This window comes from Polaromonas sp. P1_F2 (assembly GCF_056405735.1).
This window is the reverse complement of sequence record NZ_JBFUBN010000009.1, coordinates 153977-168182: the sequence shown is the minus strand read 5'-3', so window position 1 is coordinate 168182 and position 14206 is coordinate 153977. Positions and strand designations below refer to the sequence as shown.

Below are 14206 nucleotides of genomic sequence, written 5' to 3'. Positions count from 1 at the left end.
ACTGACTGCCATGAACAACAAGACTCCCAAGGCCATCAAGGGCTACTGGTCCAACGGACGCTTCGTCAAACCCGAGGAAATCGCGCTTGAAGAAGTCGGCCCGCCCAGTAAAACCCAACTCAAGGCCGAGGCCGATGAAAAACAGGCGCTCGGTGAAGCGCTGCTGACCCTGCGCGCCGACCTGATGGCGCGCCTGGACCTGCCCGACAAGCTGCGCGACGCCATCGCCGACGCCAAAAAAATCACCAACTTCGAGGGCAGACGCCGCCAGATGCAGTTCATCGGCAAGCTGATGCGCCCGCTGGACCCTGAGCCCATCCGCGAAGCCATCAACGAACAGCTCAACGGCTCGGCCGACCTGACGCTGGCGCTGCACTTAGCCGAGCAGTGGCGCGACAAGCTGATCGCCGACGACGGCGCGCTGGGCACCTGGCTGGAAGAACACCCCAGCACCGATTCGCAACAGCTGCGCGCCCTGGTCCGCCAGGCCCGCAAGGATGCAAAACCTGAAAAGCCCGGCGAAGCGCCGCGCCACGGCAAGTCCTACCGCGAAATCTTCCAGCTGGTGCGGCAAACCCTGGCGAAAGGCCCGGACGAGGCCGAGGAACCCCAGGCATGAGCCAGGCTTTTGAGGCGGTCAGGATCGGCATTGTCTCGGTCAGCGACCGCGCCTCGGCCGGCGTCTACGTCGACAAAGGCCTGCCCGCGCTCAAGGACTGGCTCACCCGCGCGCTGCGCAACCCCATCACTTTTGACGAACGCCTGATTCCCGACGAGCAGGCCGGCATCAGCGCCGCGCTGATCTCGCTGGTCGACGCCGGCTGCTCGCTGGTGCTGACGACTGGCGGCACAGGCCCGGCGCCGCGCGACGTGACGCCCGAGGCCACCTTGGCCGTCGCCCACAAGGAAATGCCCGGTTTCGGCGAGCAGATGCGGCAGATCAGCCTCAAATTTGTGCCCACGGCCATCCTGTCGCGTCAGTGCGCGGTGATACGCGACAAAAGCCTGATCCTCAACCTGCCCGGCCAGCCCAAGTCCATCCAGGAAACGCTGGAAGGCCTCAAAAACGAGGCCGGCGAAGCTGTGGTGCCCGGCATCTTTGCCGCCGTGCCCTATTGCATAGACCTGATAGGCGGCCCCTACCTCGAAACCGACCCGGCCGTCTGCAAGGCCTTCCGGCCCAAATCGGCCATCCGCACACCGGCCCCATGAAGCCGCCAGCGCCGTCCGCGATCGAGACGGCCGCCGGGCTGGCTGCCGGCACGCTGGACGCGGCGAGCCTGCTCACAGAAACCTTTACACGCATAGACGCGACAGACGCCACGCTGCGCGCCTTCACCACCCGCCTGGACCTGCCCACGGCGCTGGCCCAACTCCCTGCCCTCACAGGCCCGCTGCAGGGCTTGCCCGCGGCCCTCAAGGACATCTTCGACACCCGCGACTTCCCCACGCGCTACGGTTCGGCGCTCTACCCGGCTGAACCGGCACGCGCCGACGCGGCCATGGTCGGTGTGATCCGCCGCGCGGGCGGGCTGCTGATCGGCAAATCCAGCACCACCGAATTCGCTTTCCTCAAGCCCACGGCCACGCTGAACCCGAATGCACCGGGCCGCACGCCGGGCGGCTCCTCGGCCGGCTCGGCGGCGGCGGTCGCGGCGGGCTTGGTGCCTTTTGCCATCGGCACGCAGACTGGCGGCTCAGTGATACGCCCGGCGTCCTACTGCGGTGTCACCGGCTTCAAACCCAGCTTCGGCCTGCTGCCCACGGGCGGGCTCAAATGTTTTTCCTGGTCGCTGGACACCGTCGGCCTGTTCGCCGCCAGCGTGCCCGAAGTGGCCTGGTTTGCCCAGGCGCTCAGCGGACGTGCGCTGGCGCTCGATGCCCAGCCATCCCCGAAACCCTGGGTGATTGGCGTGCCCGAGGCCTATCCCTGGGCCGAACTGTCCCCAAGCGCCCGGCAGGCACTGGAAGCCGGCAGCAATGCATTGAAGGCAGCCGGCGCGGACGTGAGGCGCATCACCCTGCCCGCCTGGATCAAGGACGTGTTCGACGCGCAGGACATCATCCAGGGCTACGAGGTCTGGCGCAGCCTGGCCCATGAAGTCGACCGGCACCCTGAAGCCCTGTCGGACATCCTGCGCAACTACCTGCTGGCGGCCCGCAGCATCACGCCGGCCGCCTATGAGGCCGCGCAACGCACTGCATCAGAAGGCCGCAAAACCTGCGCGGACTGGTTTGAAGGCTTCGACGTGCTGATGACACCCAGCGCGCCCGATGAAGCGCCCGCGGGGTATGGCAGCACCAGTGCGGCGATCTTCAACCGCGCCTGGACGCTGCTCGGTGTGCCCTGCGTGAACGTGGCCGGCGCCACGGGGGTGAACGGCTTTCCCATGGGCCTGCAAATCATTGGCGCGCCGTATGCGGACCGGGCCTGCCTGCAGGCCGCCGCTTTCCTGGAACGCGCCCTCAAGCCTGCCTGAAAGGCCTGTAGCCAGAGACACTCAGAAAACCCAGCGCAGCGGTCCTGGCTAGGCGCGTCGCCGCAGACAGTGCTACAGCACGGCAAGGCGGCGCAACAACGCCAGGAGGGTTTTATGAGTGGCTCTTATTTGCCGACCAGCTGGTTGAGCTTCTCGGCTTCAAAGGTTTCCGTGAGCGCCGCGTCCTTGGGCACGCAGTCCTTGTTCATGGCCGTTTGCGAGCCTGAGAGCTTTTCAATCGCCTGCCACAGCAGGGCGATCTGATGCTCCTGGGACGACGCGTTGTCGATCAGCCCTTTCATGGCCTGCCCGAGCGGGTCGTCGTCCAGGGTTATGCCGTAGGCGGAGAACTTGGGCGAGGTCGTGACGTCGGCGCTTTCACCCACTTTGGACGGGATGATGCGCGCGGGAATGCCCACCGCCGTGGCCCCTGCCGGTACGGGCTTGATCACCACCGCATTGCTGCCGATCTTGGCGCCGTCGCCGACCACAAAACCGCCCAGCACCTTGGCCCCCGCGCTGACCACCACGTCGCGGCCCAGCGTCGGATGCCGTTTGGCGCCCTTGTAGAGCGAAGTTCCGCCCAGCGTCACGCCCTGGTAAATCGTGCAGCCGTCGCCGATCTCGGCGGTTTCACCGACCACCACGCCCATGGCATGGTCGAAAAACACCCGCTCGCCGATCTTGGCGCCGGGGTGGATTTCAATGCCGGTCATCCAGCGCGAAATATGCGAGATGAAGCGGCCCAGCCATTTGAAGCCGTGGTTCCAGCACCAGTGCGCGCGGCGGTGCAGCACCAAGGCGTGCAGGCCGGGGTAGCAGGTCAGCGCTTCCCAGGCCGTACGGGCGGCGGGATCGCGATCGAGGATGCACTGGATGTCGGAGCGGAGTCGGGAAAACATAGGCGAAGTCTACTGAGGGCGCGGGATGGCTGCCGGAGCGGCGTTTTTGCCCCCGGCTTCGGAGGCCTTTTGCAGCATGGCCTTGGCCACGCCGCGCAGGATGTGGATTTCCTCGGGGCTGAGCTGCGCGCGGTTGAACAGCTGGTTGAGCCGCGGCATCAGTTTTTTGGGCGAAGCCGGGTCCAGGAAGCCTATGCCGGCCAGCGCCTCTTCCCAATGCCTGAGCATGCCGGCCACCGCCGCCGCGTCGGCCTGCGCGGGCTCGGTCGTCGCCGGCTGCACGCTGAAGCCGCCCAGCGCCTGGCGCCAGTCATAGGCGATCAGTTGCACCGCCGCACCCAGGTTCAGCGAGCCGAATTTCGGGTCGGTCGGGATGCTGAGCGCCACATGGCAGCGGTAGACGTCCTCGTTCTGCATGCCGAATCGCTCTGAGCCGAACAAAAAGGCCACCGACTCAGGCGCGGCAGGCAGCGCTCCAGACGGCTCGCCCTGCCCCAGCAAACCCGCAAAGTGCTCACGCGGCGCGCGTGTGGGCGGGCCGAAGTCGCGCGGCGTCATGGCCGTGGCGCACAGGTGGGCCATGCCGTCCAGCGCCTCGTCCAGCGTTTCCACGATGCGGGCGTTTTTGAGCACGTCGAGCGCGCCGCTGGCCCGCTGTATGGTTTCTTCGCGGTTCAGCACATTGGCCCAGCGCGGCGCGACCAGCACCAGGTCCTCAAAACCCATGGTTTTCATGGCGCGGGCGGTGGCGCCGACATTGCCGGCGTGGCTGGTGTTGATCAGGATGAATCGGGTACGCATGGGACAGGATTGTCCTATGCGGACGGCTTCAGGACCTGGACCAGCGCCTTGATCTTCGGTGACATCGCGCCTTTGCGCCAGATCAGGTCGGTTTGCGCGCAGTCGCTGCCGGGCGGCAAGGCATGCACGCTCAGGCGCGCGCGCTCGGGAAAGGTTGCCAGCACACTGAGCGGCACCAGCGAGATGCCCATGCCCACCACCACGCAGCCCAGCATCGCGTGGTAGGAGGTGATTTCGATGGTCTGCACCGGCATGCTGTTTTTCCCGGCGTACCATTGCTCGAGCCGGGCCCGGTGCGGGCAGCCTTGCTCAAAGGCGACGATGCTGCGCGGCGGCTCGGCGCCCCGGGTGGTGATGGCGGCATGGCCGGCCGCCGCCACGATCACCAGTTCCTCGCGATAAACCGGCTCGCGCTCGAAGGGGCCGTCGACGATGGGACCGGTCACCAGTGCGGCATCGATGGTGCCGGCCAGCACCGCCGCCGCCAGCTGCTGCGGGTTGCCGGTTTTGAGCGTCAATTTGACCTCGGGATGCAAGCGCACAAAGTCGCTGAGCGGCCCGGGCAGGCGTACCGCCGAGGTGCTTTCCATGGCGCCCAGCACCAGGGCGCCGCGCGGGCTGCCGTCCCGCACCGCATCGCGCGCCTCATCGGCCAGGGCCAGCAGGCGCTGCGCGTAGTCCAGCAACACCTGCCCGGCCGGCGACAGGTGCAGCCGCTTGCCTTCGCGGATAAACAGCGGCGTTCCCAGTTTTTCCTCGAGCTGGCGTAGACGCGTCGTGACATTGGACTGCACCCGGTGCAGGCGCTCGGCCGCACGCGTCACGCCGCCCGCCTCCACCACGGCCCGAAAAATCACCAGATCACTGAGCTCCATGAATCTCTCTTGAAGATACAAACAATCCTTATTATTCATTTTTCAGAATTGAATGTCACGCGTATCGTCCAGCCTTCAACACTTCAAAACACAAGGAACACCATGGCAAAGGCTTACTGGATCGTGCACGTATCGGTGCGGAACATCGACGAATACCCGCGTTACCTGACGGCGGCACGACCCGCTTTCGAGAAGTTCGGGGCGAACTTCCTGGTGCGCGGCGGGGCTTACGAAAGCATGGAAGGCAGCTCCCGCGAGCGCAACGTCGTCGTGGAATTCGCTGACATGGCGACCGCGCGGGCCTGTTACGCCAGCCCCGAATACCAGGCGGCGCGGGCCATACGCCAGCAGCATGCCGACGCGGACTTCCTGATCGCGGAAGGCGCCTAGCCGCGGTTCCCGGGGCCGCCTGGACGCGGTATCGCCCTCCGGAGGGGGCTGTATCGCGGGTTTATGGGAAAATACCGGCATTGCCCGCCGCCCGCATCGCCAGCGCCGGATTTTCCCGTTCTTCCCTACAAATTATGTCCAGCAACCTCCATCCCATGCTCAACGTGGCCATCAAGGCTGCGCGCGCTGCCGGCGCCATCATCAACCGCGCGGCGCTTGACGTCGAAGCCGTCCGCGTTTCGGTCAAGCAGACCAACGACTTCGTCACCGAGATCGACCAAGCCGCCGAGGCCGCGATCATCGAAACCCTGGTGACGGCCTATCCCGGCCACGGCATCCTGGCCGAAGAATCGGGCAGCGAGCATGGCGCCAAGGACTCCGACTTCGTCTGGATCATCGATCCGCTGGACGGCACCACCAACTTCATCCACGGCTTCCCGGTCTATTGCGTCAGCATCGCGCTGGCCGTCAAGGGCAAGGTCGAACAGGCCGTGGTCTACGACCCCACCCGCAACGACATTTTCTGCGCCACCAAAGGCCGCGGCGCCTACATGAACGACCGCCGCATCCGCGTGGCCAAGCGCACCCGCCTGCAGGAATGCCTGATCTCCACCGGCTTTCCCTACCGCCCCGGCGACAAGCTCAAGACCTACCTCAACATGCTGGGCGAAGTCATGAGCCAGTGCGCCGGCGTGCGCCGCCCCGGTGCCGCCGCGCTGGACCTGGCCTATGTGGCCGCCGGTTTCAGCGACGGCTTTTTTGAATCCAACCTCAAGCCCTGGGACGTGGCGGCCGGTTCGCTGCTGGTGACCGAGGCCGGCGGCCTGATCGGCAATTTCACCGGCGAAGCCGACTTCATGGACCACGGCGAATGCGTGGCCGGCAACCCGCGCATCTACGGCCAGCTGGTGGGCACCCTGGGCAAGTACAGCAAGTTCGCCGGCGCCGGCGACAAGGCCGCCGTGCGCCAGGCCCTCAAGGACACGAGCGCCGCGCAAGACCCTGAAGAAGGCGCCGAAGAAAGCGCGGCGCCCGCCGCCGCCCCGGCCGAAAAGCCGACGCTCAAGGCCAAGCGCATCAAGGCCGCGGACAGCGCGGCCGCCAAGCCGGACGCCCCGTTCTAAAGAAAACTGCAAAGCCCGCCACGCGGGCTTTTTTTACGTCCGCGCGTTTCGGTAAAGGTAAAGTGTGTCCAGGCACACCATGAACCGGTCCGACCCTGCCCTTTCTCCCGCGCTGGCAATCCGCCTGCAGCGCCGGGCGCAGGGCTGGCTGCAAAAAAGCCTGTACGTGCTGCTGAGCCAGTACGTCGCCAACGGGCTGACGGTCTCGCTGGGCCTGGTGCTCATCATGCTGGCCATCTTCGAGGCCGCCGGGCTGGCCGCCGCCTCCACGGCCGCGGTGGGCGTGTTGATCACCAGCCTGCCCGACGTGCCCGCGCCGCGCCGGCGCAAGATCATGCAGATGCTGCCCGCGCCGCTGCTGGGCGCGCCGCTCTTCATGCTGGTGCAGCTGGTGCGCCACGACGAGTTGCTGCTGGGCATCGTGGTCACGGCCGCCACCTTCCTGGCCGTGATGATGATGGCCTGGGGCAAGCGCGGCGGGCCCATCTGTTTTTCGCTGCTGTTTTCCACCCTGTTTTCCATGGCCGCGCCGCCGGTGGCCACGCTGGGGCAGATCGCGCTGCACGGCGCCTGGTTCCTGGCCGGCGCCGGGCTGTACCTGCTGTGGGCGGTGCTGACCACCCACCTGCTGAACCAGCGCTTTCGTGCGCAGCTGCTGGCCGAATGCCTGCACAGCTTCGCGCAGATCCTGCGCACCCAGTCCCAGCGCTTCGGCCCGCGGCCCGATCATCCCGCGCTGCTGGCGCGCATGCTGCAGCAGCAGGCCGCGCTGGCCGACCACCTGCAGAACACGCGCGACGTGGTGCTGGAATCGCCCACCACGCCGGAGCGCCAGCGCCTGGCGGCCATGCTGCTGAGCCTGCTGGAGGCGCGCGACCACCAGCTCGCCTGCGACCTGGACCTGGATTTCCTGCTGGAGCACAGCGCCAGCGTGGCCGTGCTGCCCGCCCTGCAGCTGGCGCTGGACAGCACCGCCGCGCGCCTCGAGGCGCTGGGCATGGACTTGCTGCTGGGCCGGCACGGCGCGGTGATCATCGCCATCACCGACCTGCGGCCGCAGCTTGCCGGCGCGCTGCCGCCGCGCACCAAGCGCATCGACCCGCTGGCGCCCGACCCGCTGCGCATAGACACCACCGACCCGCTCGCTTTGCTGCACAACATGGCCGACCGCATAGGCCACATCAACGACGAAGCCGTGAAACTGGCGGCGCTGGCGCGCGGCGACATCCCGCCCGGGCTGTCGGCCGTGCGCACCCAGTGGCAGCTCTTCGTCAGCACCACCCACTGGTCCTGGAAGCCGCTGCTGGGCCAGCTCGGCTGGAGTGCGCCCATCCTGCGCTACGCCCTGCGCTGCGCGCTGGCCGTGGCGGCCGGCTATGCGGTGTCGCTGCGCCTGCCCTGGGTGGCGCACGAATACTGGATTCTGCTGACCATCGTGGTCGTGATGCGCGGCAACCTGGCGCAAACCGTGCAGCGCCGCAACGCCCGCGTCGTCGGCACGCTGCTGGGCTGCGCGCTGGTCATGTTGGTGCTGGCCGCGCACCCGGGCGCCCGGGCCATCTTCGGCGTGATCGCGCTCAGCATGGGGCTGGCGCATGCCTTTGCGCTGCGGCGCTACCTATTTACCTCGATCGCGGCCACCGTGGCCGGCCTGCTGCAGGCGCATCTGCTGCTGGCGGGCGCGCAGCCCGGCTTCGCCATGGTCGAGCGCCTGGCCGACACCCTGCTGGGCGCGCTGATCGCCTGGCTGTTCAGCTATGTGCTGCCGGCCTGGGAGCGCAACCAGATTCCGGCGCTGGCGCTGCGCAGCGCGCGCGCCCAGGCCCGGCATGCGCAGCTCGCGCTTGCATTGCTGGACGAGGCCCGGGCGTCCGACCTGCCCTGGCGGCTGGCCCGGCGCGAGGCCTACAACAGCCTGTCCGACCTCACGCTGGCCGCCCAGCGCAGCCTGGCCGAGCCGCAGAAAGTGCGCCCGCCGCTAGAGCCCCTCGAGGCCCTGCAGGCGCGCAGCTACCAGTTGCTGGCCCAGCTCACGGCCGTCAAATCCCTGCTGCTGCTGCACCGCGCCCAACTCGACCTTGCCGTCGCCAGGCCGGCGCTGGCGCGGGCCGCCAAGCGCATCGAAGCCGAACTGTCGGACACCGGGGCCGCGCCGCCCCCAGCCGGCCCGGCCATCGCCGGCCAGCCCTTCCAGCCCCGGCCCGACCCGCTGATGATCACCGACCTCACGCCCTGGCTGCTGCGCCGGCTGGAGCTGGCCTGCGCGATGGCGCGGGAACTGCGGCAGGCCCAGGCGCGCGTGCTGGCCGAACCTGCCAAACCGGCCAGGCCGGCGCCCATCGATAATGCGGGATTGGCCCCGGCGCCCGCCGCTTCTTCCCACCCAACGCATGAGTGACAACCTCCCCGTGAGACCCGAACTAGCCAGTACCGCCAGCCCCGTGAACTCAGGCATGCCGCCGCTGGCCGCTCACACGCCCATGATGCAGCAACATTGCCGTATCCGCATGGATAAAGGCTCTCAGGAGCATTTAGCATTTTTTGGCGGTGAATTGGCGGCAGTTCTCTAACTGCTGATAGAGAAGCGTTAGAGATCACCAGGGAGCGGCAGGCGACCTTGGCACGACGGTGAAAGCATTCATGACATTCAATGTTGTTGTCCGCTAAGGCAGAGCGAGCGCTGCCAAGAAGAACATTAGCCCTGCCTGGTGGTGCTGCCATCTATGATGGAAGAAAACACTAGGGACAGACGTGCAGCTCATCTCCAATGGCACCGCCTTCAAGGCGCATCTCACGAGGCTTTTCACCAAATATCAGCATGTGAGTCTGGCAGTTGCATGGGCATCTGCCGGCACGGAGGCCTTTAAAAGCCTGCTCTCTCATCGCACCAAGGTGAAGCATGCCGTCATTGGCACACATTTTTATCAAACCCACCCGGACGTGCTCGATGCCTTCGTGGGGTCTGCAACAACTCGGTTCATGCTCCAGCCCGCTGGCGTATTCCACCCCAAGGTCTACTGCTTTCACGATGGCACCGGCACAGAGTTCGAAATAATTATCGGAAGTGCCAACTTTACCGAGGGTGCAATGACCGTGAATACCGAGCTATCAACACTCATCAGTCATAAGGACGGTCAGCCCGAAGTATTGGACCAGGCGCTCGCATTCATCGAGGCCCAATTCAAGGAAGCGAGAGCGGTGAGCCATGAGGAAGCGGATAACTACCGCAAACTGTGGAAACTCAGGCAACCCGAACTCAAGCGGCTTGAAGGCCAATATGGGGAAACCAAAAGTGGCACCGCTCCGGTGTATATGCCATTGATGACGATGGACTGGGCGCAGTATCTGGGCCTTGTAAAGGCAGACAAGATCCACAATTTCAACGATCGCCTGGAACTGCTCTCGATTGTTCGAAAGCTCTTCACAAGGTCTCCACGCTTTTCAGACATGAGTCAGGAGGAGCGCAAGGCTGTGGCTGGCATGGACTCCAAGATTGCCAAAGATGCCAAGTGGTTTGGCTCCATGATGGGTGTGGGCTACTTTCAGCAGGCCATCAACAATAACAATGTCCACCTCTCTCACGCCTTGGACCGAATTCCCCTCACGGGAGAGGTGAGCAAGCCCCAATACGATGCATTCATCGAGGAATACGTGAAAGCATTCCCCAACGGCCGAGACGGTATTGGCACATCGTCGCGCCTACTCGCACTGAAGCGACCCGACTATTTCCTCTGTGTAGACAGCAAGAACCGCGACAAGCTAACTGATGAATTTGATATCCGAAAGAGCGGACTGAACTACGACCGCTACTGGTATGAAATTATTGGGCGCCTGATCGACACTCCCTGGTGGAAGTCCCCTCCTCCTTCTGATCCAGTGGACCTCGAAGCCTGGCAAGGACGAGCTGCGATGCTGGACGCCTTGTTTTACGTCGAGTAACCGCGAGCGGCGTTATGGCAACCAAACTGGCATTCGACCCTGAGCAACTTCGACAAGAGATTGCCGAGGTGATCGCCCATGAAGTCAAATCCTATAACGTCCCGTCGATCTGCGTTCGCTTTTCAATTCAGGAATCGGTTGATGAAGCTGATTCACACGAGGCGCATTCGAGCAAAAGGTCTTACGTCAAAGCAAGGCTCTCAGCCTTCGGACCTGGTGAGCTTCTGAAAATCGCTCAAGAAGTTCACGAGGTGTATCCCAGTCCTGGCATTGACGACATCATCAGTGCGGTGAAGTATGCCGACAGACCAGTGTCCGAAATCGTCAGACGAGACACCCTCAAGACGCTAAATTCCGTTGACACCCTATTTGGAGAGCGTGACCTCTTCGAGGTGCTGGAAGCGGTGTTCGGGAACATTTTTCAAGAGGTCTTTGGCTTCACCACTCGAATCCGCGGTTCTCTCAGGGATGACATTGAGCAGCACTACCTGAGAAATCCCGAAGACATGTCGAGCGAGGCGATGCTCATCAGGTGTGGTGTACTCACTTGCAGCCAAGCGCGCTTTTTCAGTTTGATCAAAGAGGTTCTCCACCCCGCGAGTCGCCGAGACGAGACCCAGGAACGGTTAGCCACGCATATTTCAGCTGCTCTGGCACGCTCGGGCTACCTCGTATCCGCCACAGGCTCAGACTCAGGGTATCCCGTATATGAGGTTGTGGAGCAACGATCGTTGGTAAGCGGCGCGATGAAGAACCTCATCTTCGCTTCGACTGGCCCCAAGCCGGAGCTTGTGTTCCGCGACGCTATAAATAATGACGTGGAGATCACCAAAAATGCTGAGCACGTCCTGATCTACGACATCCCCCTGCCGCCACAGGGAGCTCTTGAATGGAAGCATTTGAGAGACTGGTGGGCCACAGGCCACTCAGTCAGTGAAGAAGAAGCAAAGACTCAGCTCTATCAACGCCTTAGCCAGTCCGTGCGCTCAGCACGGTCACCAGGTGAATACGCCATCTTTCGCAGCTACTACAAGCTATACGCACCGGTCCTGGCCGACAAGCTGCCGGCATTGCTTCCACAAGTCTTCCTCCACTACGACCCATACACAAAGCGCCAAAGGGGCGATGAGCAGTTCCTCGCTCGGCAGAGAATGGACTTCCTCTTAATGCTAGAGCACGGTGTGCGCATCGTGATTGAGGTCGACGGTCGGCAGCATTACGCAAATGAAGAAGCCCTCGGAAAGTGGACAGCTGATGCACAGCGATACGCAGAGATGGCCAGTGAAGATCGAAGACTTCGGTTATCTGGCTACGAGGTGTATCGATTTGGCGGCGCCGAATTTTCAGACGTAGCTATAGACACCTGGACTGTCGGAGAACGTTCAGAGACGATGCTCAAAAGCTTTTTCGATGGACTGCTCAAGAAGCACCGCATCCTGCAGCCGTAGGACTTGACGAATCTCCGAGGAAGAATTTGGATGTTCAAGCAAACCGTGAAGATTGTCCGAAGCAAGACTGGGGGCAAGTGTCGCCCAACAGCATCGAAGCCAATGCCTTGGCAGGCGTCTCGACTACTGCGGCCATAGTTTCTAGGAAAGTTCCACCAAATCCCTCTGTGAAAGTTGCCGCACTGTCCGGTGACGAGCGCTTTCGCGCAGGTAGCGTTTGCCGCCAGACTCTTGATTAAAAAACATGGCAAAACGACAGAGACCAGCTCTTGGCCCCCACCACCAAGCTCAACGACGAGTTCACTACTGACTGCCTGATCTGGAGCCTTTTTCATGGCAACAATTTGACTGCCGGCGCAAACGGCATCGATTGGGATGGGCGCAAATGGAATCTAGTTACGTGTTGGCAGAACTAATAAATCGCGCGAACTTGCCGCGCATTTGATAACCTAGACTATGTCGACAGGTGACACCCCTCAACTGCGTTTCTTTAGCCCGTAGCTCGCCACTAGCACATATGTATCTGTGTCATTGACACCACGTTATTCTTGTTGTAAACTAGCTACTTCATCTACTGACCAGATGTCCAGTTCGTGAATTCAAGAAATTGACACTGACTTGGCGATTTGGTGCAGGATGATAGCGCGGAAGCTCTCCAGAAACTTAAGTGTTTTAGCGAGACATGTCTTCGATATTGCCTGCCGCATCTGGTAACACAGCTAGATACCCCAAATAGCGGTAATTAACTTTATGTTGATTGCCGCTTATTTCTTAGTGGTAGTCGTTACTGAACATGTTGATGTGTCGCCGCTCCGGGACAACGACGAGAGCGCCGTGGCAATCAGGGAAGCTGCCAGAGATGCTGGTTTGCTCTTTCACCTCTTTGAACACATTGAAGTGCCGCTCAGGGGCGAATCGTTTTCCAAAACGAAAATTGCCTGCGATGTCGCACGACGCCGCATGCGGAGTTCCAGTGGCATGCCTGGAATGGTCCTCGTGCCCATATTCAAAAAGCTTTTCCTGATCGTCCACAAAGTGCATTCTTTTCGAATTCGATCGTCTCTGGGGTCGTCTCCTCCCTTTTAATGAGCTCGTCAACGTTTTGACGTTATCTTTGAATGGTCCGATCGTGAAGTTGTCGCGGCAAAGAACCGCCAACGATTGACGATCGTTTGCTGCGAAATTTCGCAGCGGAAGAAGCATCGCCTGCTCATTCGCTGACTCCGACATGATTTCCCACAAATTGAGAAAATTTTTAAGCAGCTTCGCAAAAATTGCTGCGAAAAAATTTTGCGGGCTGGGAATGGGTTCCGCGATGGGAACGATAGCGCTGAAGAAGGCGTCTCTTACCGCAGACGCAACATATTCCTGGCCTTGCTCAATGACAAGAATCGCGGCGTCGAAAGTCTTGACTTCAGAGAGCAGAAACTCGTCGAGGGAAGTCCCTTTAGTCGGATTGAACGACTTCATCTCAATGTGCAGCTCAGCGCCGTTGAGAATTGGACTTTTCCAGAATTCTTTTGGAATTAATGCCCGATTGGCCTTGCCATAGATGGCGTTGATTTTCTCGTTTGAAGAAATCAAGCAAATAAAAATTTTCATCTCACCGTAGCAGTTTGATCAAAACCGAAACGGGAATAGCGATCTTTGCTTGATCTTCTTCGGAGAGGGTCTCCAATGCTTTTAAGAAAGCTAGCGTGGCGCGAGCAGAGCTCTTAACGTTGGCAGTTTTGCTAGCGCGCGCCGCAGCATCCACATCATCGAACTCAAAATTGACATTCAAAGGCGCGATTGCCACTTTAGCGCTCTTAATTGGATGTTCAATAAGTTGATAACCCGCTTCCTCGCCGGTGGCCTTTATAAAAGACTTCAGAGAAGTGCTTCCCAAAAGCTTCTTGTAATCTGGATCCGTGATCGCTTCATGGAGCATCGGCGGGATGTTGCTGAGCAGCACAGGTTGCGAGTCTGCGGCCCAGCCGTCCTCGGCCAATTTTTTCAGCACGGATTTAAGTTGCTCTTTGTCGCTCATAAAGTCCTTTTTTCTGCCATGTCACACCGGGTGGAGACAATTCGTCTTATGAAAACAACGCGTATCGCACCCTGATAGCAAATTCTACGGGCGAACAGCCCCCAAATCTCGAGCCCTGCCCGTACTGATATGCAGACAACCCTTGGCGCAGCATTGCTACAGAGCTTGCGCTCCTGATGGTTAACCTCTCTCAGCCGTCTTGATCGCGCCGCGCAGTG

Annotated in this window: 13 protein-coding genes; 8 read left to right on the top strand and 5 right to left on the bottom strand. The window is 61.8% G+C overall.

Translation table 11 applies throughout. From position 1 onward, the window contains the following. Positions 1–10: 10 nt before the first annotated feature. The 3 genes from yjgA to AC1D0O_RS18175 are packed head-to-tail and all read left to right on the top strand — an operon-like array spanning position 11 to position 2480. The gene (gene yjgA, locus AC1D0O_RS18185) at positions 11–619 is read left to right on the top strand and encodes a ribosome biogenesis factor YjgA (RefSeq protein WP_477654905.1); all 609 of its coding nucleotides are present in this window, start codon (positions 11–13) and stop codon (positions 617–619) included. Then, positions 616–1212 carry a molybdopterin adenylyltransferase gene (gene mog / locus AC1D0O_RS18180; protein WP_477654904.1) on the top strand — a complete coding sequence of 199 codons (597 nt, stop codon included), beginning with the start codon at positions 616–618 and terminating at the stop codon, positions 1210–1212. The genes yjgA and mog overlap by 4 nt, the downstream gene beginning before the upstream one ends. After that, on the top strand, positions 1209–2480 hold the full coding sequence (locus AC1D0O_RS18175; protein WP_477654903.1) for an amidase: 1272 nt from the start codon (positions 1209–1211) through the stop codon (positions 2478–2480). Before mog ends, AC1D0O_RS18175 begins: the two co-directional genes overlap by 4 nt. Before the next feature lie 125 nt (positions 2481–2605). Here the strand turns inward: AC1D0O_RS18175 and cysE are convergent, their stop codons facing one another. From cysE to AC1D0O_RS18160, 3 genes are read right to left on the bottom strand one after another with little or no spacing between them, the layout of a single operon-like run. Further along, positions 2606–3382 carry a serine O-acetyltransferase gene (cysE, locus tag AC1D0O_RS18170; RefSeq protein WP_477654902.1) on the bottom strand — a complete coding sequence of 259 codons (777 nt, stop codon included), beginning with the start codon at positions 3380–3382 and terminating at the stop codon, positions 2606–2608. A gap of 9 nt (positions 3383–3391) precedes the next feature. Beyond that, the gene (locus tag AC1D0O_RS18165) at positions 3392–4183 is read right to left on the bottom strand and encodes an RNA methyltransferase (protein ID WP_477654901.1); all 792 of its coding nucleotides are present in this window, start codon (positions 4181–4183) and stop codon (positions 3392–3394) included. Positions 4184–4197: 14 nt separating this feature from the next. Then, positions 4198–5058: a LysR substrate-binding domain-containing protein gene (locus tag AC1D0O_RS18160; RefSeq protein ID WP_477654900.1), complete on the bottom strand. Its 861-nt coding sequence runs from the start codon at positions 5056–5058 to the stop codon at positions 4198–4200. A 102-nt stretch (positions 5059–5160) separates the two neighbouring features. Here AC1D0O_RS18160 and AC1D0O_RS18155 point away from each other — a divergent pair, with 102 nt between their 5' ends. The 5 genes from AC1D0O_RS18155 (at position 5161) to AC1D0O_RS18135 (ending at position 11959) form a co-directional block, all read left to right on the top strand. Beyond that, a complete protein-coding gene (locus tag AC1D0O_RS18155) occupies positions 5161–5448 on the top strand; it encodes a DUF1330 domain-containing protein (RefSeq protein ID WP_477654899.1) in 288 nt (95 codons plus the stop codon). 134 nt (positions 5449–5582) lie between these two features. Further along, complete coding sequence (locus AC1D0O_RS18150) at positions 5583–6572, top strand: inositol monophosphatase family protein (RefSeq protein WP_477654898.1); 990 nt, start codon at positions 5583–5585, stop codon at positions 6570–6572. A 79-nt stretch (positions 6573–6651) separates the two neighbouring features. Next, positions 6652–8970 (top strand): FUSC family protein, encoded by a 2319-nt coding sequence (locus AC1D0O_RS18145; RefSeq protein ID WP_477654897.1) that lies wholly within the window; start codon positions 6652–6654, stop codon positions 8968–8970. Between the two features lie 353 nt (positions 8971–9323). Then, entirely contained in the window at positions 9324–10511 is a 1188-nt protein-coding gene (locus AC1D0O_RS18140) for a phospholipase D family protein (protein ID WP_477654896.1), read from the top strand. Positions 10512–10525: 14 nt separating this feature from the next. Then, the gene (locus AC1D0O_RS18135; RefSeq protein WP_477654895.1) at positions 10526–11959 is read left to right on the top strand and encodes an AbiJ-related protein; all 1434 of its coding nucleotides are present in this window, start codon (positions 10526–10528) and stop codon (positions 11957–11959) included. 771 nt (positions 11960–12730) lie between these two features. On the opposite strand, the gene AC1D0O_RS18130 is transcribed toward AC1D0O_RS18135, so the two are convergent. Both AC1D0O_RS18130 and AC1D0O_RS18125 read right to left on the bottom strand, forming a co-directional pair. Beyond that, positions 12731–13561, bottom strand: a complete 831-nt coding sequence (locus AC1D0O_RS18130; RefSeq protein ID WP_477654894.1) for a hypothetical protein — start codon at positions 13559–13561, stop codon at positions 12731–12733. Position 13562: 1 nt separating this feature from the next. Continuing rightward, positions 13563–13988 carry a hypothetical protein gene (locus tag AC1D0O_RS18125; RefSeq protein WP_477654893.1) on the bottom strand — a complete coding sequence of 142 codons (426 nt, stop codon included), beginning with the start codon at positions 13986–13988 and terminating at the stop codon, positions 13563–13565. Positions 13989–14206 lie beyond the last annotated feature (218 nt).